Source organism: Amycolatopsis sp. 2-15 (assembly GCF_030285625.1).
GTDB classification, from domain to species: Bacteria; Actinomycetota; Actinomycetes; order Mycobacteriales; family Pseudonocardiaceae; genus Amycolatopsis; species Amycolatopsis carbonis.
In genome coordinates this window covers 8,222,491-8,238,994 of sequence record NZ_CP127294.1, presented here as the reverse complement: position 1 = coordinate 8,238,994, position 16,504 = coordinate 8,222,491, and the positions used below count along the sequence as shown (strand labels likewise).

The window sequence follows — 16,504 nt, the reverse complement described above, 5'->3', positions numbered from 1 at the left end:
CTACTCGGCGCCGGCCAGCCAGATGTCTTCCATGTGGAGCGTGGCTTCTTCGGTGTGGCGCACCCGGAAAGGGGACATCTGGAGTTCTGCGAAGCCCCACGGGTCGTACGGATCCAGCAGCTGGCGGCCGAACTGCTCCCAGGGAACGGTCGAAGGCTCCTCGTCGAGGTCGATGTAGGCCGAAGCGAGGACGTCAGCACTTATGCCGAGTGCGCGCACGATGGCGTGCGGGTCACCGTCGATGGAGAACTGATCGGCGGCGGACCAGCCTTCGTGTGCAGCGTCAGTCCACAGGGCAGGTGGATGGCGGTCTCGTCGTGGTTTTCGCCGCGGTCGATGTTTGCCGCCCCGATGATCCTGGCCTCGGGGTAGCGTTCGGCCAGGGCGCTGGTCACGTTCAACAGCGTGCATTCGAGGCCGTCGTCCGCGAGGGCGAAGTCGGAGGTGGCGATGATGCCGCCCCAGCAACCGACAGCGACGAGGTCCAGGTCGGCTCGTGTGTGCGGAGACGCGGAGACGGCGTCGGTGTGGGGAAGCTCTTCGAGGACGGCCTCGATGGTGGGGAAGGACTCGGCGAAGGCTCGGGCCCGTGCCGGGTCGTGCGGAGCGAAGTTTGCGGGAGAGCTGCGCGAGTGCGGGTGGAACGGGGGAGGACGACGGTGATGGTGGACTCGCCGTGGCCGTTGACTTCTTGGTCGTCGATCACACCACCACCGTAGTCACGCACGTCAAGCAAGATCGGCATGTCACGCGTCGCGAGACCCCGCACTTCCCGCGGAGCGCCACCGGGCAGCGATCCGCGGGAAGGAACGCAGGTGCGCCAAGGGTCAGCAGAACCAGCCGGCCTGCACCCAGCCGCGCTTGTTGACGTGGCCCATCGCGTAGCCTTCGGCCCAGCCGCCGCTGGGGGAGTAGCGCGAGAGCTCGAAGTGGTCGCCGCTGTAGAGGGTGCCGATGATGACTCCGGCGGGTTCGTTGCGGACGTAGAGATCGGTCGCGCAGATCTCGTACACCGTGCCGGCCGACGCGGCCGGGGCGAGGCCGACCGCGGCCGCCGCGACGAGCGCGGTGGCGGCCAGGACCTGGACGGGGCGGGGAATGGTCATGGTTCTCCTGTTCCGGGTTCGCCGACGACGGTTCAGTCGAGGCTGAAGCAGCTGCGCAGCAGGAATCCCCACTTGCTCTCGCCGTGCCAGAAGACGTCGGCCGAGTAGTGGTCGGCGGTGATGTAGCGGACGCCGATGTAGTTGCCCTGCACCAGAGTGTCGATCGGGTCCGAGTGCCCCTGGCCCGAGGTGTAGTTGCCGAACAGCGTGGCGGTCGCGCACGTGATGTGCGCCGGCCGGGTGGGCACCCACGGGTCGGACAGTGTCCCGCTGCCGCTCTGCGCAGCCGCCTGCGCCGGCACCACACCCAGCCCGGCGGCTCCCAGCACCAGCACGGCCACCGCCAGGGCACGACGAGGAATGAACCGCATCATCCGTTCCTTTTCGGCCGGGACCACACCGGCCGCGAAAAGAAGTACCAAACCCCTGCAGCGAAAAGGAAGACATCCGGTGGACCTCGCGTGCACAACCGGCCGGTCGCCGGACGTTCGGCCGCGGCTCGATACTGCGAACGGGCGATTGTCGGCCGCACGCAACGAGCCGGGACGGCACCGCGCCACCTTCCGCTAGCCCCCGACGAACGTCACCGTCTCCTCCAGTGGCGCCCGCCCCGTGCGGCCGAGGTCGACGGTGATGTCTTCGTGGCCGAGGGACATGCCGCAGAACAGGATGAGGTCCGCCGGCGGCGAGACGATCTCGGCGACGGTCTTGTGGAACTTCGCCCACGCCATCTGCGGGCAGCTGTGCAGGCCTTCGGCGCGCAGCAGCAGCATGACGGTCTGCAGGAGCATCCCGGCGTCGGACCACTGGGGCCGGCCCATGGTGGGGTCGAGGTAACAGAACAAGGCGGCCGGGGCGCCGAAGCAGTCCCAGTTCGCGGCCGCGGCGCGCTGGCTCGCCTCGACGTCCTCGCGGGAGATGCCGAGCGCGCCGTAGCGCTGCTTGCCGAAGGCGGCACGGCGCTCGGCATACGGCGGCTTCAGCGTGGCCGGGTACTGCTCGTACTGAGCCTCGTCCCACGGGTCCCCGGTCGCGATCCGCTCGCCCGCGCGCTTCTTCAGCTCCGCCAGCGGCGCCCCCGTCACCACGAACACATGCCACGGCTGCAGGTTCGACCCGGACGGCGCCGCAGCGGCCGCCGCCAGCACCCGCCGAAGCACCTCCGGTGCCACCGGCTCGTCCGTGAACCCGCGCACCGCCCGTCGGCTCGTGACTGCCTGGTAGACGTCCATGGCCGTGCCTCCGGTTCACGCCCAGGTTGGTGTCTGGTGAAACAGTATCAGTCAACACTATCTCGGAGGCAGCCTCTCACGGTGTAGGAGGCTTGCGCGATCACGCGGCGCGGACGAGCGCCTTCACGGCAACGTCGACGTCACCCGAGCCACTGAAGCGGCCCAGGGAAAGCCGGATCGCCGAGAGCGCTCGCTCCGGCGCGACGCCCATCGCGGCGAGCACGGGCGAAGGGGAGTGGACCCCGCTGTGGCAGGCCGACCCGGTCGATGCCGCGAGCTGCGGGCAGGCGGCCAGCAGTTCGTGACCTCGGACGCCGTCGATGCTCACGTTGAGCGTGTTCGGCAGCCGCCGCACGGGGCCGTTCACCTGCACGCGACCGGGCAGTGCGGCCGCCAGCCGATCGTGCAGCGAATCCCGCAGGCCGGTGACGCGGGCACCTTCCGCCGCGACGTCGGCCGCCAGCCGCGCAGCGGTGCCGAGCGCGACCGCGAGGGCGACGTTCTCGGTGCCGGCTCGCAGGCCACGCTCCTGACCGCCGCCGTAGACGACCGGTTCCAGCTCGATGCCGCGGCGCACGTACAGTGCCGCTGCCCCACGCGGCGCGTACATCTTGTGCCCGACGATCGTGAGCAGGTCCACTCCCAGCCGCGACACGTCGACCGGGATCTTCGCGCACGCCTGCGCCGCGTCGCAGTGCACGAGGGCGCCGTGCTCGTGCGCGATCGCCGCGAGCTCGGGGATCGGTTGCAGAGCACCGGTTTCGTTGTTGGCCGCCATGACCGACACCACGGTTTTCGCCGCGGGAGTGCGCACGGCGGCTTCGAGGGAAGCCTCCTCGACGAGTCCATTGTGGTCGACCGGCAGCACCGTCACGCGGGTGCCGTGCAGCCGCGCCAGCGCTCGCGCCGTCTCCAACACGGACGGGTGCTCGGTCGCCTGGACGACCAGGTGCGCGTCCGAGCCGGCCACCGCGCCGCGCAGCGCCAGCAGGTTCGCCTCCGACCCCGACGCGGTGAACACCACCTCGTCCGACCGCGCCCCGACGAACTCTGCCACCTGCTCACGCGCCTCCCCCAGCGCCCGCCGCGGCACGGCTGCGTACGCGTGGTCGCTGGAGGGATTGCCGAACCACTCGGCCCAGAACGGCAGCGCCGCCTCCACTACCCGCGGGTCGACGGGCGTCGTCGCGTTGTAGTCCAGGTACACCGGCGCGGGCTGATTCACGAAGTCCTCCACGGGTCGAAGGAGGAGCCTATCGAGGAAGGCCGGCCGCCCTCACTCCGCGCGCGAGCAAGCCTCCCCGAACTCCCGTGCCGGGGTCGTGTCGTCGGTGCCCAGAGCCAAAACTGCGGAGCGAACCCGCTTCGCAGTGGCGTCGTCCACGACGAGGGCCATGTTCGCCGCGTACTTGGCTGAAATGTCCTCAACGGACAGTGGCCGTTCGGCATGGCCGCGGTTCACCTGTTCCCGCCGGAACAACCGGCGCCCGTCCCGCAGCGTGACCTCCACCGCGGCCGAATACGCCTCCGGAAACCGCGATTCCGGGTCGTCCGCGAAATCCACCCGGTCGGCGACCGTGTGGATGGCCGGATCGTCGAGCGAGGCCGGCGTGAACTCCGCCAACGTGAGCCGGCCACGGGTCAGGCAGGCGCCCGCGATGTAGGGCACGCTGAACTTCGCGTCGTACAGGTCGCGTGGGCGGCGTTTGCGCTCGGCGGGCTCGAAGACGGCCGCCGCGGCGGTGGGGTGGATGAGGCAGCGGATGTGCTCGACATCGTCGGCCGTGAAGCCCTCGTCTGCGCGCAGGGCGAGCAACGCGTCGGCGAAGCCGTGGCTGAAGTGGCAGCTCGGGTAGGGCTTCACGCCCGTCGTGAGCAGTTCCCAGCGGGAGCCGAGGTCGGCGGTCAGCGCGTCGGGGTCCCAGGAGCGACCGCCCAGGTGTGTGGCATAGAGACCGTATCGGCCCTCGTACACCCGGCCCGGGCCCGGCCAGCCCGCGCGGGCGAACGCCGCCGCGGTCAGGCCCGACGCCGCGGCCCAGCCCGGGTGCAGGCGTTTCGTCCACGCGCCGTCCTCCAGGAACTCCAGGATTCCCGACGCCATCGAGCCCACGATCTCCTGCGCGCCCGCGATCCCGGCGGCGTCGAGACCGCCGAGCTTCGCTGCCGCCACGGCGGAGCCGAACGCGCCGGCCACACCGGTCGGGTGGAAGCCCGCGTCGTGGAAACCGCCGTGTGCCGCCAGCCCGACGCGGGCGCTCGGCGCCGACGGTCTCGCGCCCGAGGACGTGGTGATCGAACGCAGCCTCGACTGCCGCTACATCGGCCAGGGTTACGAGCTGCGCGTGCCCGCGCCGTCCGGCGAGATCGACGCCGGCTGGGTGGCTCGCGCGGCCGCGGCGTTCCACGATGTTCACGAACGAACATATCTGCAGCGGTTCGACGACAAACCCGTTCACCTGGTGAACGTGCGGGTGACCGCCGTGGGCAAGGTCGGGCACGTGCCGCTGGCCGACGTCGAGGCGGGCGGCACCGACCCGTCGGCCGCGGTGAAGACCACCACCGACGCGGTGTTCTGGTCCGGCGCCGGTGAGGCCACACCGTTCCCCACCTTGGTCTACGACCGCGCGCTGCTCAAGGCGGGCAACGTGCTCGAAGGTCCCGCGATCGTCGAGCAGTTCGACTCCACGACCATCATCGGCCCCGGTCAGCGCGCCACCGTCGACCGCGTGGGCCACCTTGTCATCGACACCGCCGCGGCCCAGCCCGGCCGAGCCATCGAAGGAGGCCAGCCGTGACCGCTCTCGACCCCGCCGGCGTTTCGCTCGCCGGAGTCGCCCCCGGCGACTTCACGACCGTCGACGTCGACCCGATCACCCTGCGCGTGATCGGCGGCGCGCTCAACTCCATCGCCAAGGAGATGGCCCAGATCCTCTACCGGATGGCGTATTCCAGCCTCATCCGCGAATCGGAGGACCTCGGCGCCGGCATCTTCGACGCCAACGGGCGCGAGCTGTGCGAATCGGACTCCACGCCGATGCACTGCGGCTCGATCCCGGCCTACATCCGTGGCATCAACCGCAAGCTCGCCGGCACCTACCGGCCCGGTGACGTGGTGCTGCACAACCACCCGTACCACGGCGCGGCGCACTCGCCGGACTACGGGATCATGATCCCGATCTTCTTCGGCGGCAAGCACATCGGCTTCGCCGGCTGCACCGGGCACGTGTCCGACATCGGCGGCAACTTCCCCGGCCTGTGCATGGACGTGGTCGACGTCTGGGCCGAGGGCAAGCTCATGGACGCGGTGAAGATCTACGACGGCGGCGTGCGCAACGAAGCCCTCATCCAGCACATCCTCGACAACGTGCGCACCCCCGAGCAGAACGCGGGCGACCTCGAAGCGCTCATCGCGTGCGCGCGGCTGGGGGAGAAGCGGTTCCTCGAACTGCTGGAGCGCTACGGCCTCGACGTGGTGATGTCCGCGGCGGACAAGTGGATGGACTACTCCGAGGACATGCTGCGCCGCCGGATCCAGGAGATCCCCGACGGCAGCTACGAAGCCCCGCTGTCCTTTTTGGACGACGACGGCAAGAACCGCGACATCCCGCTCAAGGTTGCGGTGACGGTGAAGGTCGAGGGCAGCGACATCGTCGTCGACCTCACCGGTTCCCACGGGCAGGTGCCGACCGCGTTCAACGTGCCGTTCGAGGGTTCGGTGCTGCCGACCGTCGCGTCCGCCGTGCGCACGCTGCTGCTCGACGAGGCGCTCACCGAGGAGTTCGTGCCGCAGAACGACGGCTGCTTCCGCCCGGCGAAGGCGTACGCGCCGGAGGGCACGCTGTTCAACCCGGACTTCCCGGCGTCGTGCTTCGCGCGGTTCTCGCAGATCAACCGGATCTTCGACTCGATCAACCTGGCGCTGGCCGACGTGCTGCCGGACCGGGCCGTCGCGGGTTCGTCGGCCGCGCTGTGCGCGATCGCGTACTCCGGCCTGGCCGCCGACGGGCAGTCGTACTGGGTCTACATCGAGATCAACGAGGGCTCCTACGGCGCGCGCAACGGCAAGGACGGCCTCGACTGCGTCGACGCGCTGATGGCCAACACCCGCAACAACCCCATCGAGGAGCTCGAGCTCAACCACGCGATGCTCGCGGAGCGTTACGAGCTGCGCGACGAGCCGCCCGCGCCCGGCCGGTACCGCGGGGGCATCGGCAGCATCCGCAAGTGGAAGATGCTCACCGACACCTTCATCGGCTCGGAGGCGGACAACCGCACCGACCCGCCGCGGGGTCTCGCGGGCGGGCACGACGGCGTCGCGGGGTCGTTCGTGCGCAACGCGGGCACCGAGCGTGAGGAGCTGCTGTACTCGAAGGTGACGCAGGAGAAGTGCGCCGCGGGTGACACGCTGGAGATCAAGCTGCCCTCCGGCGGCGGCTACGGCGACCCGTTCGAGCGGGACGCGCGCGACGTGCGCGAGGACGTGCTCGACGACTACCTCTCGGCCGCCGACGCCCGCGAGCACTACGGCGTGGTGCTCGACGCGCGGACGCTGGCGCTCGACGAGGAGGCGACGGCCCGCGTGCGCGGGGCGCGGACAGGCGGATGACGGTGGAGACGCGGCGGTTGCGGGCGCTCATCACCGAGCTCCCAGGCCCGGCTGATGGCCCGACCGCGACGGTGAAGGACAACATCGATGTCGCGGGTGTGCCGACGACCGCCGGTTCCGCGTCCTTCGCCACCGGTCCGGCCGAGGCCGATGCCGACGTCGTGCGGTCGCTGCGCGAAGCCGGGTACGCGGTGGTGGGCAAGACCAACCTGGCGGAGTTCGCCATGGGCGCGACCGGCCGCAACGCCGCGTTCGGCGATTGCCTCAACGCGTGGGACCCGGCGCGCATCGCCGGCGGATCCAGCAGCGGCTCGGCGGTGGCCGTCGCGGCGGGGCTGTCGGACGTGTCGCTGGGCACCGACACCGGCGGTTCGGGCCGGATCCCCGCGTCGGTGAACGGCGTCGTGGGCGTGCGGCCGACGCTCGGCCGGGTTTCCAACCGCGGCGTGCTGCCGGTGAGCTCGTCGTTCGACACGGTGACGCCGATGGCGCGCGACGTCCGCACGGCCGCGGCGGCGCTGGCGGCGCTCACCGGGGAGGAGCCGGTGCTCGGGTCGGGTGTCCTGCCGCGGATCGGTGTGGCGGGCGGGTTCTTCGCCGTCGGCGTCGATCCCGGCGTGGCTTCGGTGCTGCTCGCGGCCGTGGAGGTGTTCCGTGGGCTCGGCGCGCAGGTGGTGCCGGTCGAGGTGCCGTCGGCCGCGGAGGCGCAGGGGCGGATGCTCGACGTGATGTACCCGGAGGCGGCGGCCGTGCACGCGGCCCGGCTGCGCGACGCGCCGGAGCGCATCGATCCCGACGTCCGGCGGCGGCTCCTGCTCGGGCTCGAGGTGCCTCCGGCGCGGACGGCGGCGGCGCGGACGTGGCTCACCGGGTTCCGGACGCGGGTGGACTCGGTGTTCACCGAGGTCGACGTGGTCCTGACCCCGACGATCCCGGTGGACGTGCCGCTGCGCGAGGGGCTGGACCTCGCGGCGTCGACGCGGGAGATCGCCCGGTTCACCTACGCGTGGTCGGCGTACGGCGGGCCGTCGCTGAGTGTGCCGGGCGGAGTGCATCCGGCGTCCGGGATGCCGGTGGGCGTGCAGCTCAGCGCGGCGCCGTGGCGGGAAAACGTGCTGCTGCGGGCGGCGGACGCCTTCGAACGGGCGCGCGGCCCGCTGCGGTGACGCGGGAGTCCACTGTGGCCGGTGGTGGACTTTTCGCGGACCCGATGTTTACGGGCTGGTAATGGCGTCTATCCGGTTCCCATGGCATCGGCGGCAGGGCCCGGCTGTCGAGCCCCAGGTCTCGCCGGTTGAGTAATACAGCCGGCGGGACCGCGCCTCCGGCGTCGGTGCGGTTCAGCGCACGCGGGTCCGCCTACGCCTGCGATGGGCGGCGAGCACCCGCGTCAGCCCGCGCCTGCGCACGACGAAGCTCACGGACTCGGCCTGCCTGGACGCGGGCTGCCTGGCGGGTTTGTCCACCTGGTGGAACCGCGCCAGCCCCTCCCGGAACGCCTCCGCATCACCGCCCGCGTCGGGGTGGTGGGTGCGCACGAACTCCCGGTAAGCGGCCTTTTCCGCGGCTGACCAGGTGCTTCGTGGCTTGTCGGGCACCTGCTCACCTCCGGTCGTCCGTTCCAGCATATGGCCGCGTCTTAACTCGGACGGTTGAACCCTGGAGGCTCTGGGTACCTGCACTGCGCTCGATCATCGCCCGACAGGGGAGGGGCACCACCATGACGGAGGACTCACGGCCGCCCGGCGCCGCCACGGCCGTGTTCAACGGCCCGGACACCGCGGAAGCCGCGCGGGTCACGCTGAGGGCCATGCTGGCCCACGTGCCCGCCCCTGTGGTCGGCGACGCCGTGCAGCTCATGGACGAGCTCGTCACCGACGCCACCCGCGACGGCGCCTCCTTCCGCGCCCTGCGCCTCGGCCTGGCCGCCCACCCGCCCCGCCTGCGCATCGACGTCGAACGCGACGAACCCGACGAACCCCACACCACCGCGATGTCCCCGGACCGCGTCGAAGGCCGCTTCCTCCTGGAGGAACTCGCGTCGACCTGGTGGTCCCACACGCTGGGCTCGATCTCGGTGACGCGCGCTGAGCTGGCTCTGCCGCTGCCACGCTGATCAGGGCCCGTTGCACTCGCCGTAGCGCGGGTGTGGCCGGAGCCGCGGGCCTGGGCCTCGGTGCCGCGCCCTCGGTTCGGTCTCGCGACCAGCGAAGCTCGGTCTACCCTGCCCGGCGGTCGCCTTTTGCGACGCTGATCAGCGGGCCCGTTCCACCCGCCGTTCGTCCGGTCGGCGAGCTGGCTGCCGGTGCGCCGCGCCTGGTTCGGTCTCGTGCCTCGCGCAACTGGCGCTGCCCCCGCCCGGCGATCGCCTTTGCCCCCGCGGTTCGGCAGGACCGCACCACGGGTCGCTGCCGCGTCGGCCGCTTGGCCTCGGCGCCGGACCCGCGCCGCTGCCACGCTGATCAGCGGGCCCGTTCCACCCGCCGTTCGTCCCAGACCGGTTCCGGGGTTTCGCGCACCACGCCGTCGGAGCCGAACACCAGGTAGCGGTCGAAAGTGCGCGCGAACCAGCGGTCGTGGGTGACCGCGAGGACGGTGCCTTCGTAGACTTCCAAGCCGGCCTGGAGGGCTTCGGCCGATTCGAGGTCCAGGTTGTCCGTCGGCTCGTCCAGGAGCAGGGCGGTGGCGCCGCCGAGTTCCAGGAGCAGGATCTGGAAGCGGGCCTGCTGGCCGCCCGACAGGCGGTCGAAGGGCTGGTCACCCTGGCGTTCGAGCTCGTAGCGCCGCAGCACGGCCATGGCGCCGCCGCGGTCCTTGGCATGGGTGGTCCAGAGGATGTCGACCAGGGTGCGGCCGGTGAGCTCGGGGTGGGCGTGCGTCTGGGCGAAGTGGCCGGGCACCACGCGGGCGCCGGTCTTCCACAGGCCGGTGTGCGCGACGTCGCCGCCGGCGAGCAGGCGGAGGAAGTGCGACTTGCCGGAGCCGTTGGAGCCGAGCACGGCCACGCGTTCGCCGAAGAAGATCTCCAGCGAGAACGGTTTCATCAGGCCGGTGAGTTCCAGGTTCTCGCACGTCACGGCGCGCAGGCCGGTGCGTCCGCCGCGCAGCCGCATGCGGATGTCCTGCCGGCGCGGCGGCTCCGGCGGCGGGCCGGCCTCCTCGAACTTGCGCAGCCGGGTCTTCGCGGCCTTGTAGCGGGACGCCATCTCGTCGCTGCGGGCGGCGTACTGCTGCATGTCGAGCACGAGCTTCTTGAGCTGCGCGTACTTCTCGGCCCAACGCCGCGTCAGCTCTTCGTAGCGGGCGAAGCGATCGTCGCGCGCCGCGTGGTAGGTGGCGAACCCGCCGCCGTGCACCCAGGCGTCGCTGCCGCCCGGGCCGGGTTCCACGCTCACGATCTTCTTCGCCGCCCGCGCGAGCAGCTCGCGGTCGTGCGAGACGAACAGCACCGTCTTGCGCGTCTCCGCCAAGCGCGCCTCGAGCCAGCGTTTGCCGGGCACGTCGAGGTAATTGTCGGGCTCGTCGAGCAGCAACACCTCGTCCGGGCCGCGCAGCAGCGCCTCCAGCACGAGCCGCTTCTGCTCGCCACCGCTCAACGTGCGCACCAGCCGCCACTGCGCTTTCTCGTACGGCACGCCGAGCGCCGCCGTGGTGCACACGTCCCAGGTCGTCTCCGACTCGTAGCCGCGCACCTCCGCCCAGTCGCTCAGCGCCTGCGCGTACTTCATCTGCGCGGCCTCGTCGTCGACGGTCAGCAGCCGTTCCTCGGTCGCGTCCACCGCCGCCGCGGCCGTGCGGATGCGCTCGGGCGACACCGACACGAGCAGGTCGCGCACGGTGCGCTCGTCGCGGACCGAGCCGACGAACTGACCCATCACGCCCAGCCCGCCGGACACCGTCACCGTGCCGCCGTGTGGCTTCAGCTCACCGGAGAGCAGGCGCAGCAGCGTCGTCTTCCCGGCGCCGTTGGGGCCGACCAGCGCGACGACGGCACCGTCGGAGACCCGGAACGACACATCACCGAGCAGCGGCCGCCCGTCGGGCAGTGAGTAGTCGAGGTGCGCGACCTCCAGGTGACCCATGGACGCGCACTCTACCGGCGGGCCCGGCGGACACCGTCCGATTTACCGCCGGGCCCTGTGGCTGCCGAAAGTCCGAAGTGGACGGACTCACGCCTTCCGCTGCATATCGGTGCGTGCCGGGTTGCCCTGCTCCGCCGCCTTCGGGTCCTTCTCGTCGGCCTTCGCGCGTACGCCGGACTCGATGCGGTCACCGAGGTCCTTGTCCACGTTGTGCCAATATTCGAACGCCCGCTGCAGCACCGGCTCACTCACCCCGTTCAGCAAGTGACCGACGATGTTGGAAACCAGACGTTCCCGCGCCGCGTCGTCGAGGACCTCGCGCACCATCGTGCCCGCCTGGCCCCAGTCGTCGTCCTCGGAGTGGTCGACGTAGGCCGCGCGCGTGATCTCGCCGTCGGCGTACCAGCCGGCCGGGGTGCCGTAGCGCTCGACGTCGGCGCTCGGGCCGCCCTTCGAGTTCGGCGCGTACACCGGGTCGGACACCTTGGTGTAGCGCATCGCGCCGTCCTTGCTGTAGCTATGCACCGGCGACTTCGACGCGTTCACCGGCAGCTGCTTGTAGTTCGGCCCGATGCGGTAGCGGTGCGCGTCGGCGTAGGCGAACAGCCGGCCCAGCAGCATCCGGTCCGGGCTCGGCCCGATGCCGGGCACGAGGTTGTTGGGCTCGAACGCCGCCTGTTCGATCTCGGCGTGGTGGTCGGTGGGGTTGTGGTCGAGCGTCATGCGGCCGACCTCGATCAGCGGGTAGTCGCCGTGCGGCCACACCTTGGTGAGGTCGAACGGGTTGAACCGGTAGTCCGCGGCGTCGTCGAACGGCATCACCTGCACGTAGAGCGTCCAGCTCGGGTGGTCGCCGCGCGCGATGGCCTCGAACAGGTCGCGCGTGTGGTAGTCGGTGTCCGCCGAGGCCATCTGATCGGCCTCGTCCTGTGTGAAGAACTCCAGGCCCTGGTCGGTTTTGAAGTGGTACTTCACCCAGAACCGTTCGCCTTGTGCGTTCACCCACAGATACGTGTGTGAACTGTAACCGTTCATGTGCCGCCACGTGCGCGGAACACCGCGGTCGCCCATCAGCCACGTCACCTGATGCGCCGACTCGGGGGACAGCGTCCAGAAGTCCCACTGCATGTCGTGGTCGCGCAGGTTGTTGTCCGCCCGGCGTTTCTGCGAACGGATGAAGTGCTGGAACTTCAACGGGTCCTTCACGAAGAACACCGGCGTGTTGTTGCCGACCATGTCGTACACGCCTTCGCTCGTGTAGAACTTCAGCGCGAACCCGCGCGGATCGCGCCACGTGTCGGGGCTGCCGCGCTCGCCGGCGACCGTCGAGAACCGCGCCACCATCTCCGTTTTCGTGCCCGGCTGGAACACCGCGGCCTTCGTGTACGGGCTGACGTCGGCCGTCACCTCGAACCGGCCGAACGCGCCGCTGCCCTTGGCGTGCGGCTGGCGCTCGGGCACGCGTTCGCGGTTGAACTGCGCCATCTGCTCGATGAGGTAGTGGTCCTGCAGCAGGATCGGTCCGCCCGGGCCCACGGTGAGCGAATGTTCGTCGCTTTCCACCGGAATGCCGGCGTCGGTGGTCGTCCGTTCCGTCTGCGTCATTTCGCCATCTCCTCGTGGTGGGATTCGAACACGAGGCGGGTACCCGACGCACAACGACTCACACGTGAGAACTCAAGTCAGGTGAGAACTCAGTCGCGCCCCAGCAGGGTGTCGGCCACGTGGTGGAGATGGCGCCGCATGTGTTCGCCGGCGCTCACCGGGTCCCGGTCGCACAGGGCTTCGACGATCGACGTATGTTCGTCGTGGTAACACGACCGCAGCTCCGGCGTGGACGTGCGCCGTTTGAGGCTGCCCCACACCGGCAGTGAGCGCGCGGTGTTCATCACGTCGAACATGTTCATCAGCAACCCGTTGTGGGCCGCGACGGCGATCGCGCGATGCAGCCCGGCGTCCGCGCGTTCGAAGCCTTCGAAGTCCCCGGCCGCCGCGCCCGCGCCGAGCGCGGCCCCGATCCGGTCGAGGTCCGCCTGCGTCGCCACCCGCGCGGCCAGCGTCGCGACCTGCGGTTCCAGCAGCTGGCGCACCTGCATGATCTCGGCCGGGCTCGTGTCCGCGGGAGCGGGCTCGACGTGCTGTGCCGCGACGTCGGTGAGGAACGTGCCCCGCCCGACGTGTCGGATCACGAGCCCGTCGCGCTCCAGCGAATCCAGCGCGCGCCGCACGGCACTGCGGGGCGCGGAAAGCCGCTGCACGAGGTCGCGCTCGGTGGGCAGCTTGGCGCCCGGGCCGAGGCTGCCGTCGGCCGCGCCTTCGTCGAGCAGCGCGCGCAGGGCGTGTTCCACCGTGGTCATGGGCGTACTCTACCGGACGACTTGAGACCAATCGAGACCAATCAGCGTAGCCGTGACCAGAATAAATCCTGCATATCGACAACGGGTATCGAGACGCGTACGGTCGATCACGTCCGTATTGGTTCATATTGGTTCAGATTGGTCTCACATGAAGCTGGTGACCTTCTCCACCGGGAACTCCACCGGGAACGCCGACCGCGTCGGGGTCGTGACCGGCGACAGCGCGGTCCAGGACGTCACCGATCTCGTGCCGGGCGGAACGCTCCTCGGCGCCGTCGAACGCTGGGGCGAGGTCGGGGCCATCCTCACCGACCAGGCCGCGGACCGCACGCCGGTACCCCTCGCCGACGTGCGGCTCCGCGCGCCGTTCCCCGCGCCGCGGCGCAACATCTTCTGCGTCGGCAAGAACTACCGCGAGCACGCCGCGGAGTTCGGCCGCAGCGGCTACGACAGCCCGGACCGCTCGGAAGACCTGCCGGACCGGCCGATCCTGTTCTCCAAGGCCACCACGGCCGTGATCGGCCCCGGCGACGACATCGACCCGCATGCCGGCCTCACCTCCGAGCTCGACTACGAGGGCGAGCTCGCCGTGATCATCGGCCGCGGTGGCCGCGGCATCACCCGGGAGGCCGCGGCGGCGCACGTCTGGGGCTACACGATCCTCGACGACGTCACCGCCCGCGACCTGCAGCGCGACCACCGCCAGTGGCTGCTCGGCAAATCGCTCGACACACATTGCCCGATGGGCCCGTACGCGGTGACCGCCGACGAGATCCCCGACGTCACCGCGCTGGAGCTCGAAACCGCCGTCAACGGCGAACGCCGCCAGCACGCCCTGGTCAAGGACCTCATCTTCGACATCCCCGAGCTGATCGCCACCCTCTCGGCCGGCCTCACGCTGCTGCCCGGCGACGTGATCGCCACCGGCACGCCCGCGGGCGTCGGCATCGGCTTCGACCCGCCGAAGTTCCTGGCGAGCGGCGACGTCGTCGAGGTGGCCATCACCGGTCTCGGCGTGCTGCGCAACCAGGTCGCCTGAACCCCCGCACCGAAAGGAACCCGCATGAAGATCAACGGAACGGACCTCGCGGTCGAGGTCGAAGGCAGCGGTCCCGCCGTGCTGCTGGTGCACGGCCTCGGCGGCACCGGCAACTTCTACCAGGTCCAGGCCGACGCGCTGGCCTCGAGCCACCAGGTGATCCGCGTCGACTCCGCGGGCGCCGGGCGCTCCGGCCTGCGTGAAGGCATCGGCATCGAGTCGCACGCCGATGACCTGGCCGCCGTGCTCGACCAGGTCGGCGTCGCGTCCGCGGCCGTGGTCGGGCACTCGATGGGCACGCTCGTCGCCCGCAGTTTCGCGGCCCGTCACCGGGACAAGGTGACCGCGCTCGCGCTGCTCGGTGCCGTCGCGGAGCCGCCCGAGGCCGGGCGCAAGGCCCAGCACGACCGCGCGGCCCTGCTGCGCGCGGAAGGCACCGCGGCCGTGGCCCCGGGCGTGGTCGCCAACGCGTTGTCCGAAGCAACCCGCCGCGACAAGCCCGAGGTGGCGGCGTTCGTGCGAGAGCTCGTGATGCGCCAGGACGCCGAGGGTTACGCGCGCAACTGCGAGGCGCTCGCGGCCGCGACCGACCCCGGGCCCGTCGACCCCGCGCTGCCGCTGCTGCTGATCACCGGCGCCGAAGACAGGGTCGGCCCGCCCGCCGTGAGCGAGGCGCTCGCCGCCGCCCACGGGAGCGCGAACGTGGAGGTGCTGCCGGGCGTCGGGCACTGGACCGCGCTCGAAGCCGCCGCCGACGTCACCTCGATGCTGCTGAAGTTCCTGTAACCACACCGTTTTCGCGCCTCAAGGACGAGGAGGAACCACCGTGCCGCTCACCGCCGACAAGACCCTGTTCCGCGACGTGTCCATTCTGGACTCCACGGGCGCGCTGCCCTATCGGGGCGACGTGCTCGTGGACCACGACCGCATCACCGCCGTCGGCACCGTCGAACCGGCCGCCACCGAGGGCTCCCGGGTGGTCGAGGGCCGCGGCCGCACGCTGATGTCCGGGCTGTGCGACGCCCACACCCACTTCACCTGGAACAACAGCGCCGACCTCGACGGGCTGGCCGCCTTGCCGGTGGAGGAGACCTGTTGTTCGCCGTGGAGTCGGCCAAGTCCTATCTGGACTCCGGCTACACGATGTGCCTGGGCGCCGCGTCGGCGAAGGACCGGCTCGACGTCGTGTGCCGCGACGCGATCAACGCCGGGCGGATCCCCGGCCCGCGCTACCTGGCCAACGGGCCCGAGATCGCCGTGACGGGCGGGGAGCTCGTGAAGGGCATCACCTGGTTCGCCGACGGCCCCGACGAGATGCGCAAGGCCGTGCGGCGCCTCATCGAGATCGGCGTCGACCAGATCAAGCTGTCGATGACCGGCGAGGAGATCACCGGCACGCAGCGCGCCGAGGACACCTACATGTCCGACGAGGAGGTGGCGATGGCCGTCACCGAGGCGCACCGGCGGGGCAAGCGGGTGTGCGCCCACGCGCGCAGCGCCGAGAGCGTGAAGATGTGCGTGCGCCACGGCGTCGACATCGTCTACCACGCCAGCTTCACCGACCCCGAGGGCATGGATCTGCTGGAACAGGCCAAAGACTGGGTCTTCGTGGCACCAGGCGTCAACTGGCTCATCGCGACGCTCTACGAAGCCGCGGACTTCGGGTTCCCGCAGGAAGCGGCCGAAGCCGTCGGCTACAAGCGCGAGCTGGAGAAGGCGACGGCGGCGATGATCGAGATGCACCGGCGCGGCATCCGCGTGCTGCCCGGCGGTGACTACGGCTTCGCCTGGACCCCGCACGGCACCTACGCGCGCGACCTGCAGCACTTCGTCGAGCGCTTCGAGTTCACCCCCATGGAGGCCATTCTCGCCGCCACCGCGCAGGGCGGCGAGATCATGCTGCGCGGCGACGAGCTCGGCAAGGTCCAGCCCGGGTACCTCGCCGACCTGCTGCTCGTGGACGGCGACCCGCTCGCCGACATCACCGTGTTGCAGGACAAGGAAAAGCTCCACGCCATCATGAAGGACGGCCGGTTCCACAAAGACCCGGCCTGACGCCGTCCGCGGTGCGCCGCCCGG

At 70.8% G+C, this 16,504-nt stretch carries 16 protein-coding genes and 1 pseudogene; 7 read left to right on the top strand and 10 right to left on the bottom strand.

All coding sequences use genetic code 11. The annotated features are described in order from the left end of the window. The 6 genes and pseudogenes from QRX50_RS40775 to QRX50_RS40750 form a co-directional block, all read right to left on the bottom strand. A pseudogene (locus tag QRX50_RS40775) lies at positions 1-590 on the bottom strand (DUF6333 family protein); the annotation flags it as partial. 237 nt (positions 591-827) lie between these two features. Continuing rightward, positions 828-1,106 (bottom strand): hypothetical protein, encoded by a 279-nt coding sequence (locus tag QRX50_RS40770; protein ID WP_285968417.1) that lies wholly within the window; start codon positions 1,104-1,106, stop codon positions 828-830. A gap of 32 nt (positions 1,107-1,138) precedes the next feature. Beyond that, a complete protein-coding gene (locus tag QRX50_RS40765; RefSeq protein ID WP_285968416.1) occupies positions 1,139-1,480 on the bottom strand; it encodes a hypothetical protein in 342 nt (113 codons plus the stop codon). A gap of 192 nt (positions 1,481-1,672) precedes the next feature. Then, positions 1,673-2,338, bottom strand: a complete 666-nt coding sequence (locus QRX50_RS40760; protein WP_285968415.1) for a nitroreductase — start codon at positions 2,336-2,338, stop codon at positions 1,673-1,675. 100 nt (positions 2,339-2,438) lie between these two features. Continuing rightward, positions 2,439-3,563: a cysteine desulfurase family protein gene (locus QRX50_RS40755; protein ID WP_285968414.1), complete on the bottom strand. Its 1,125-nt coding sequence runs from the start codon at positions 3,561-3,563 to the stop codon at positions 2,439-2,441. 51 nt (positions 3,564-3,614) lie between these two features. Continuing rightward, positions 3,615-4,535, bottom strand: a complete 921-nt coding sequence (locus tag QRX50_RS40750) for an MmgE/PrpD family protein (RefSeq protein ID WP_285968413.1) — start codon at positions 4,533-4,535, stop codon at positions 3,615-3,617. 94 nt (positions 4,536-4,629) lie between these two features. Between QRX50_RS40750 and QRX50_RS40745 the strand changes: the two genes are divergently transcribed. From QRX50_RS40745 to QRX50_RS40735, 3 genes are read left to right on the top strand one after another with little or no spacing between them, the layout of a single operon-like run. Beyond that, positions 4,630-5,136: a hydantoinase/oxoprolinase family protein gene (locus QRX50_RS40745; RefSeq protein ID WP_285968412.1), complete on the top strand. Its 507-nt coding sequence runs from the start codon at positions 4,630-4,632 to the stop codon at positions 5,134-5,136. Further along, positions 5,133-6,947 (top strand): hydantoinase B/oxoprolinase family protein, encoded by a 1,815-nt coding sequence (locus QRX50_RS40740; protein WP_285968411.1) that lies wholly within the window; start codon positions 5,133-5,135, stop codon positions 6,945-6,947. The genes QRX50_RS40745 and QRX50_RS40740 overlap by 4 nt, the downstream gene beginning before the upstream one ends. Then, positions 6,944-8,113 (top strand): amidase, encoded by a 1,170-nt coding sequence (locus QRX50_RS40735; protein WP_285968410.1) that lies wholly within the window; start codon positions 6,944-6,946, stop codon positions 8,111-8,113. Before QRX50_RS40740 ends, QRX50_RS40735 begins: the two co-directional genes overlap by 4 nt. Before the next feature lie 174 nt (positions 8,114-8,287). Here QRX50_RS40735 and QRX50_RS40730 read toward each other — a convergent pair whose 3' ends face one another. Then, entirely contained in the window at positions 8,288-8,545 is a 258-nt protein-coding gene (locus QRX50_RS40730) for a hypothetical protein (protein WP_285968409.1), read from the bottom strand. A 122-nt stretch (positions 8,546-8,667) separates the two neighbouring features. On the opposite strand from QRX50_RS40730, the gene QRX50_RS40725 reads away from it, so the two are divergent. Further along, positions 8,668-9,063, top strand: a complete 396-nt coding sequence (locus QRX50_RS40725; RefSeq protein WP_285968408.1) for a hypothetical protein — start codon at positions 8,668-8,670, stop codon at positions 9,061-9,063. 346 nt (positions 9,064-9,409) lie between these two features. Here QRX50_RS40725 and QRX50_RS40720 read toward each other — a convergent pair whose 3' ends face one another. From QRX50_RS40720 to QRX50_RS40710, 3 genes are all read right to left on the bottom strand, one after another. Further along, positions 9,410-11,029, bottom strand: coding sequence for an ABC-F family ATP-binding cassette domain-containing protein (locus tag QRX50_RS40720; RefSeq protein WP_285968407.1), 1,620 nt, complete (start codon positions 11,027-11,029; stop codon positions 9,410-9,412). A gap of 87 nt (positions 11,030-11,116) precedes the next feature. Then, entirely contained in the window at positions 11,117-12,634 is a 1,518-nt protein-coding gene (locus QRX50_RS40715; protein WP_285968406.1) for a catalase, read from the bottom strand. 89 nt (positions 12,635-12,723) lie between these two features. Continuing rightward, positions 12,724-13,386 carry a FadR/GntR family transcriptional regulator gene (locus QRX50_RS40710; protein WP_285968405.1) on the bottom strand — a complete coding sequence of 221 codons (663 nt, stop codon included), beginning with the start codon at positions 13,384-13,386 and terminating at the stop codon, positions 12,724-12,726. 148 nt (positions 13,387-13,534) lie between these two features. On the opposite strand from QRX50_RS40710, the gene QRX50_RS40705 reads away from it, so the two are divergent. The 3 genes from QRX50_RS40705 (at position 13,535) to QRX50_RS40695 (ending at position 16,480) form a co-directional block, all read left to right on the top strand. Continuing rightward, positions 13,535-14,425, top strand: coding sequence for a fumarylacetoacetate hydrolase family protein (locus QRX50_RS40705; RefSeq protein ID WP_285968404.1), 891 nt, complete (start codon positions 13,535-13,537; stop codon positions 14,423-14,425). A 24-nt stretch (positions 14,426-14,449) separates the two neighbouring features. After that, on the top strand, positions 14,450-15,211 hold the full coding sequence (locus QRX50_RS40700) for an alpha/beta fold hydrolase (RefSeq protein ID WP_285968403.1): 762 nt from the start codon (positions 14,450-14,452) through the stop codon (positions 15,209-15,211). A 318-nt stretch (positions 15,212-15,529) separates the two neighbouring features. Beyond that, on the top strand, positions 15,530-16,480 hold the full coding sequence (locus tag QRX50_RS40695; protein WP_285974683.1) for a metal-dependent hydrolase family protein: 951 nt from the start codon (positions 15,530-15,532) through the stop codon (positions 16,478-16,480). Positions 16,481-16,504 lie beyond the last annotated feature (24 nt).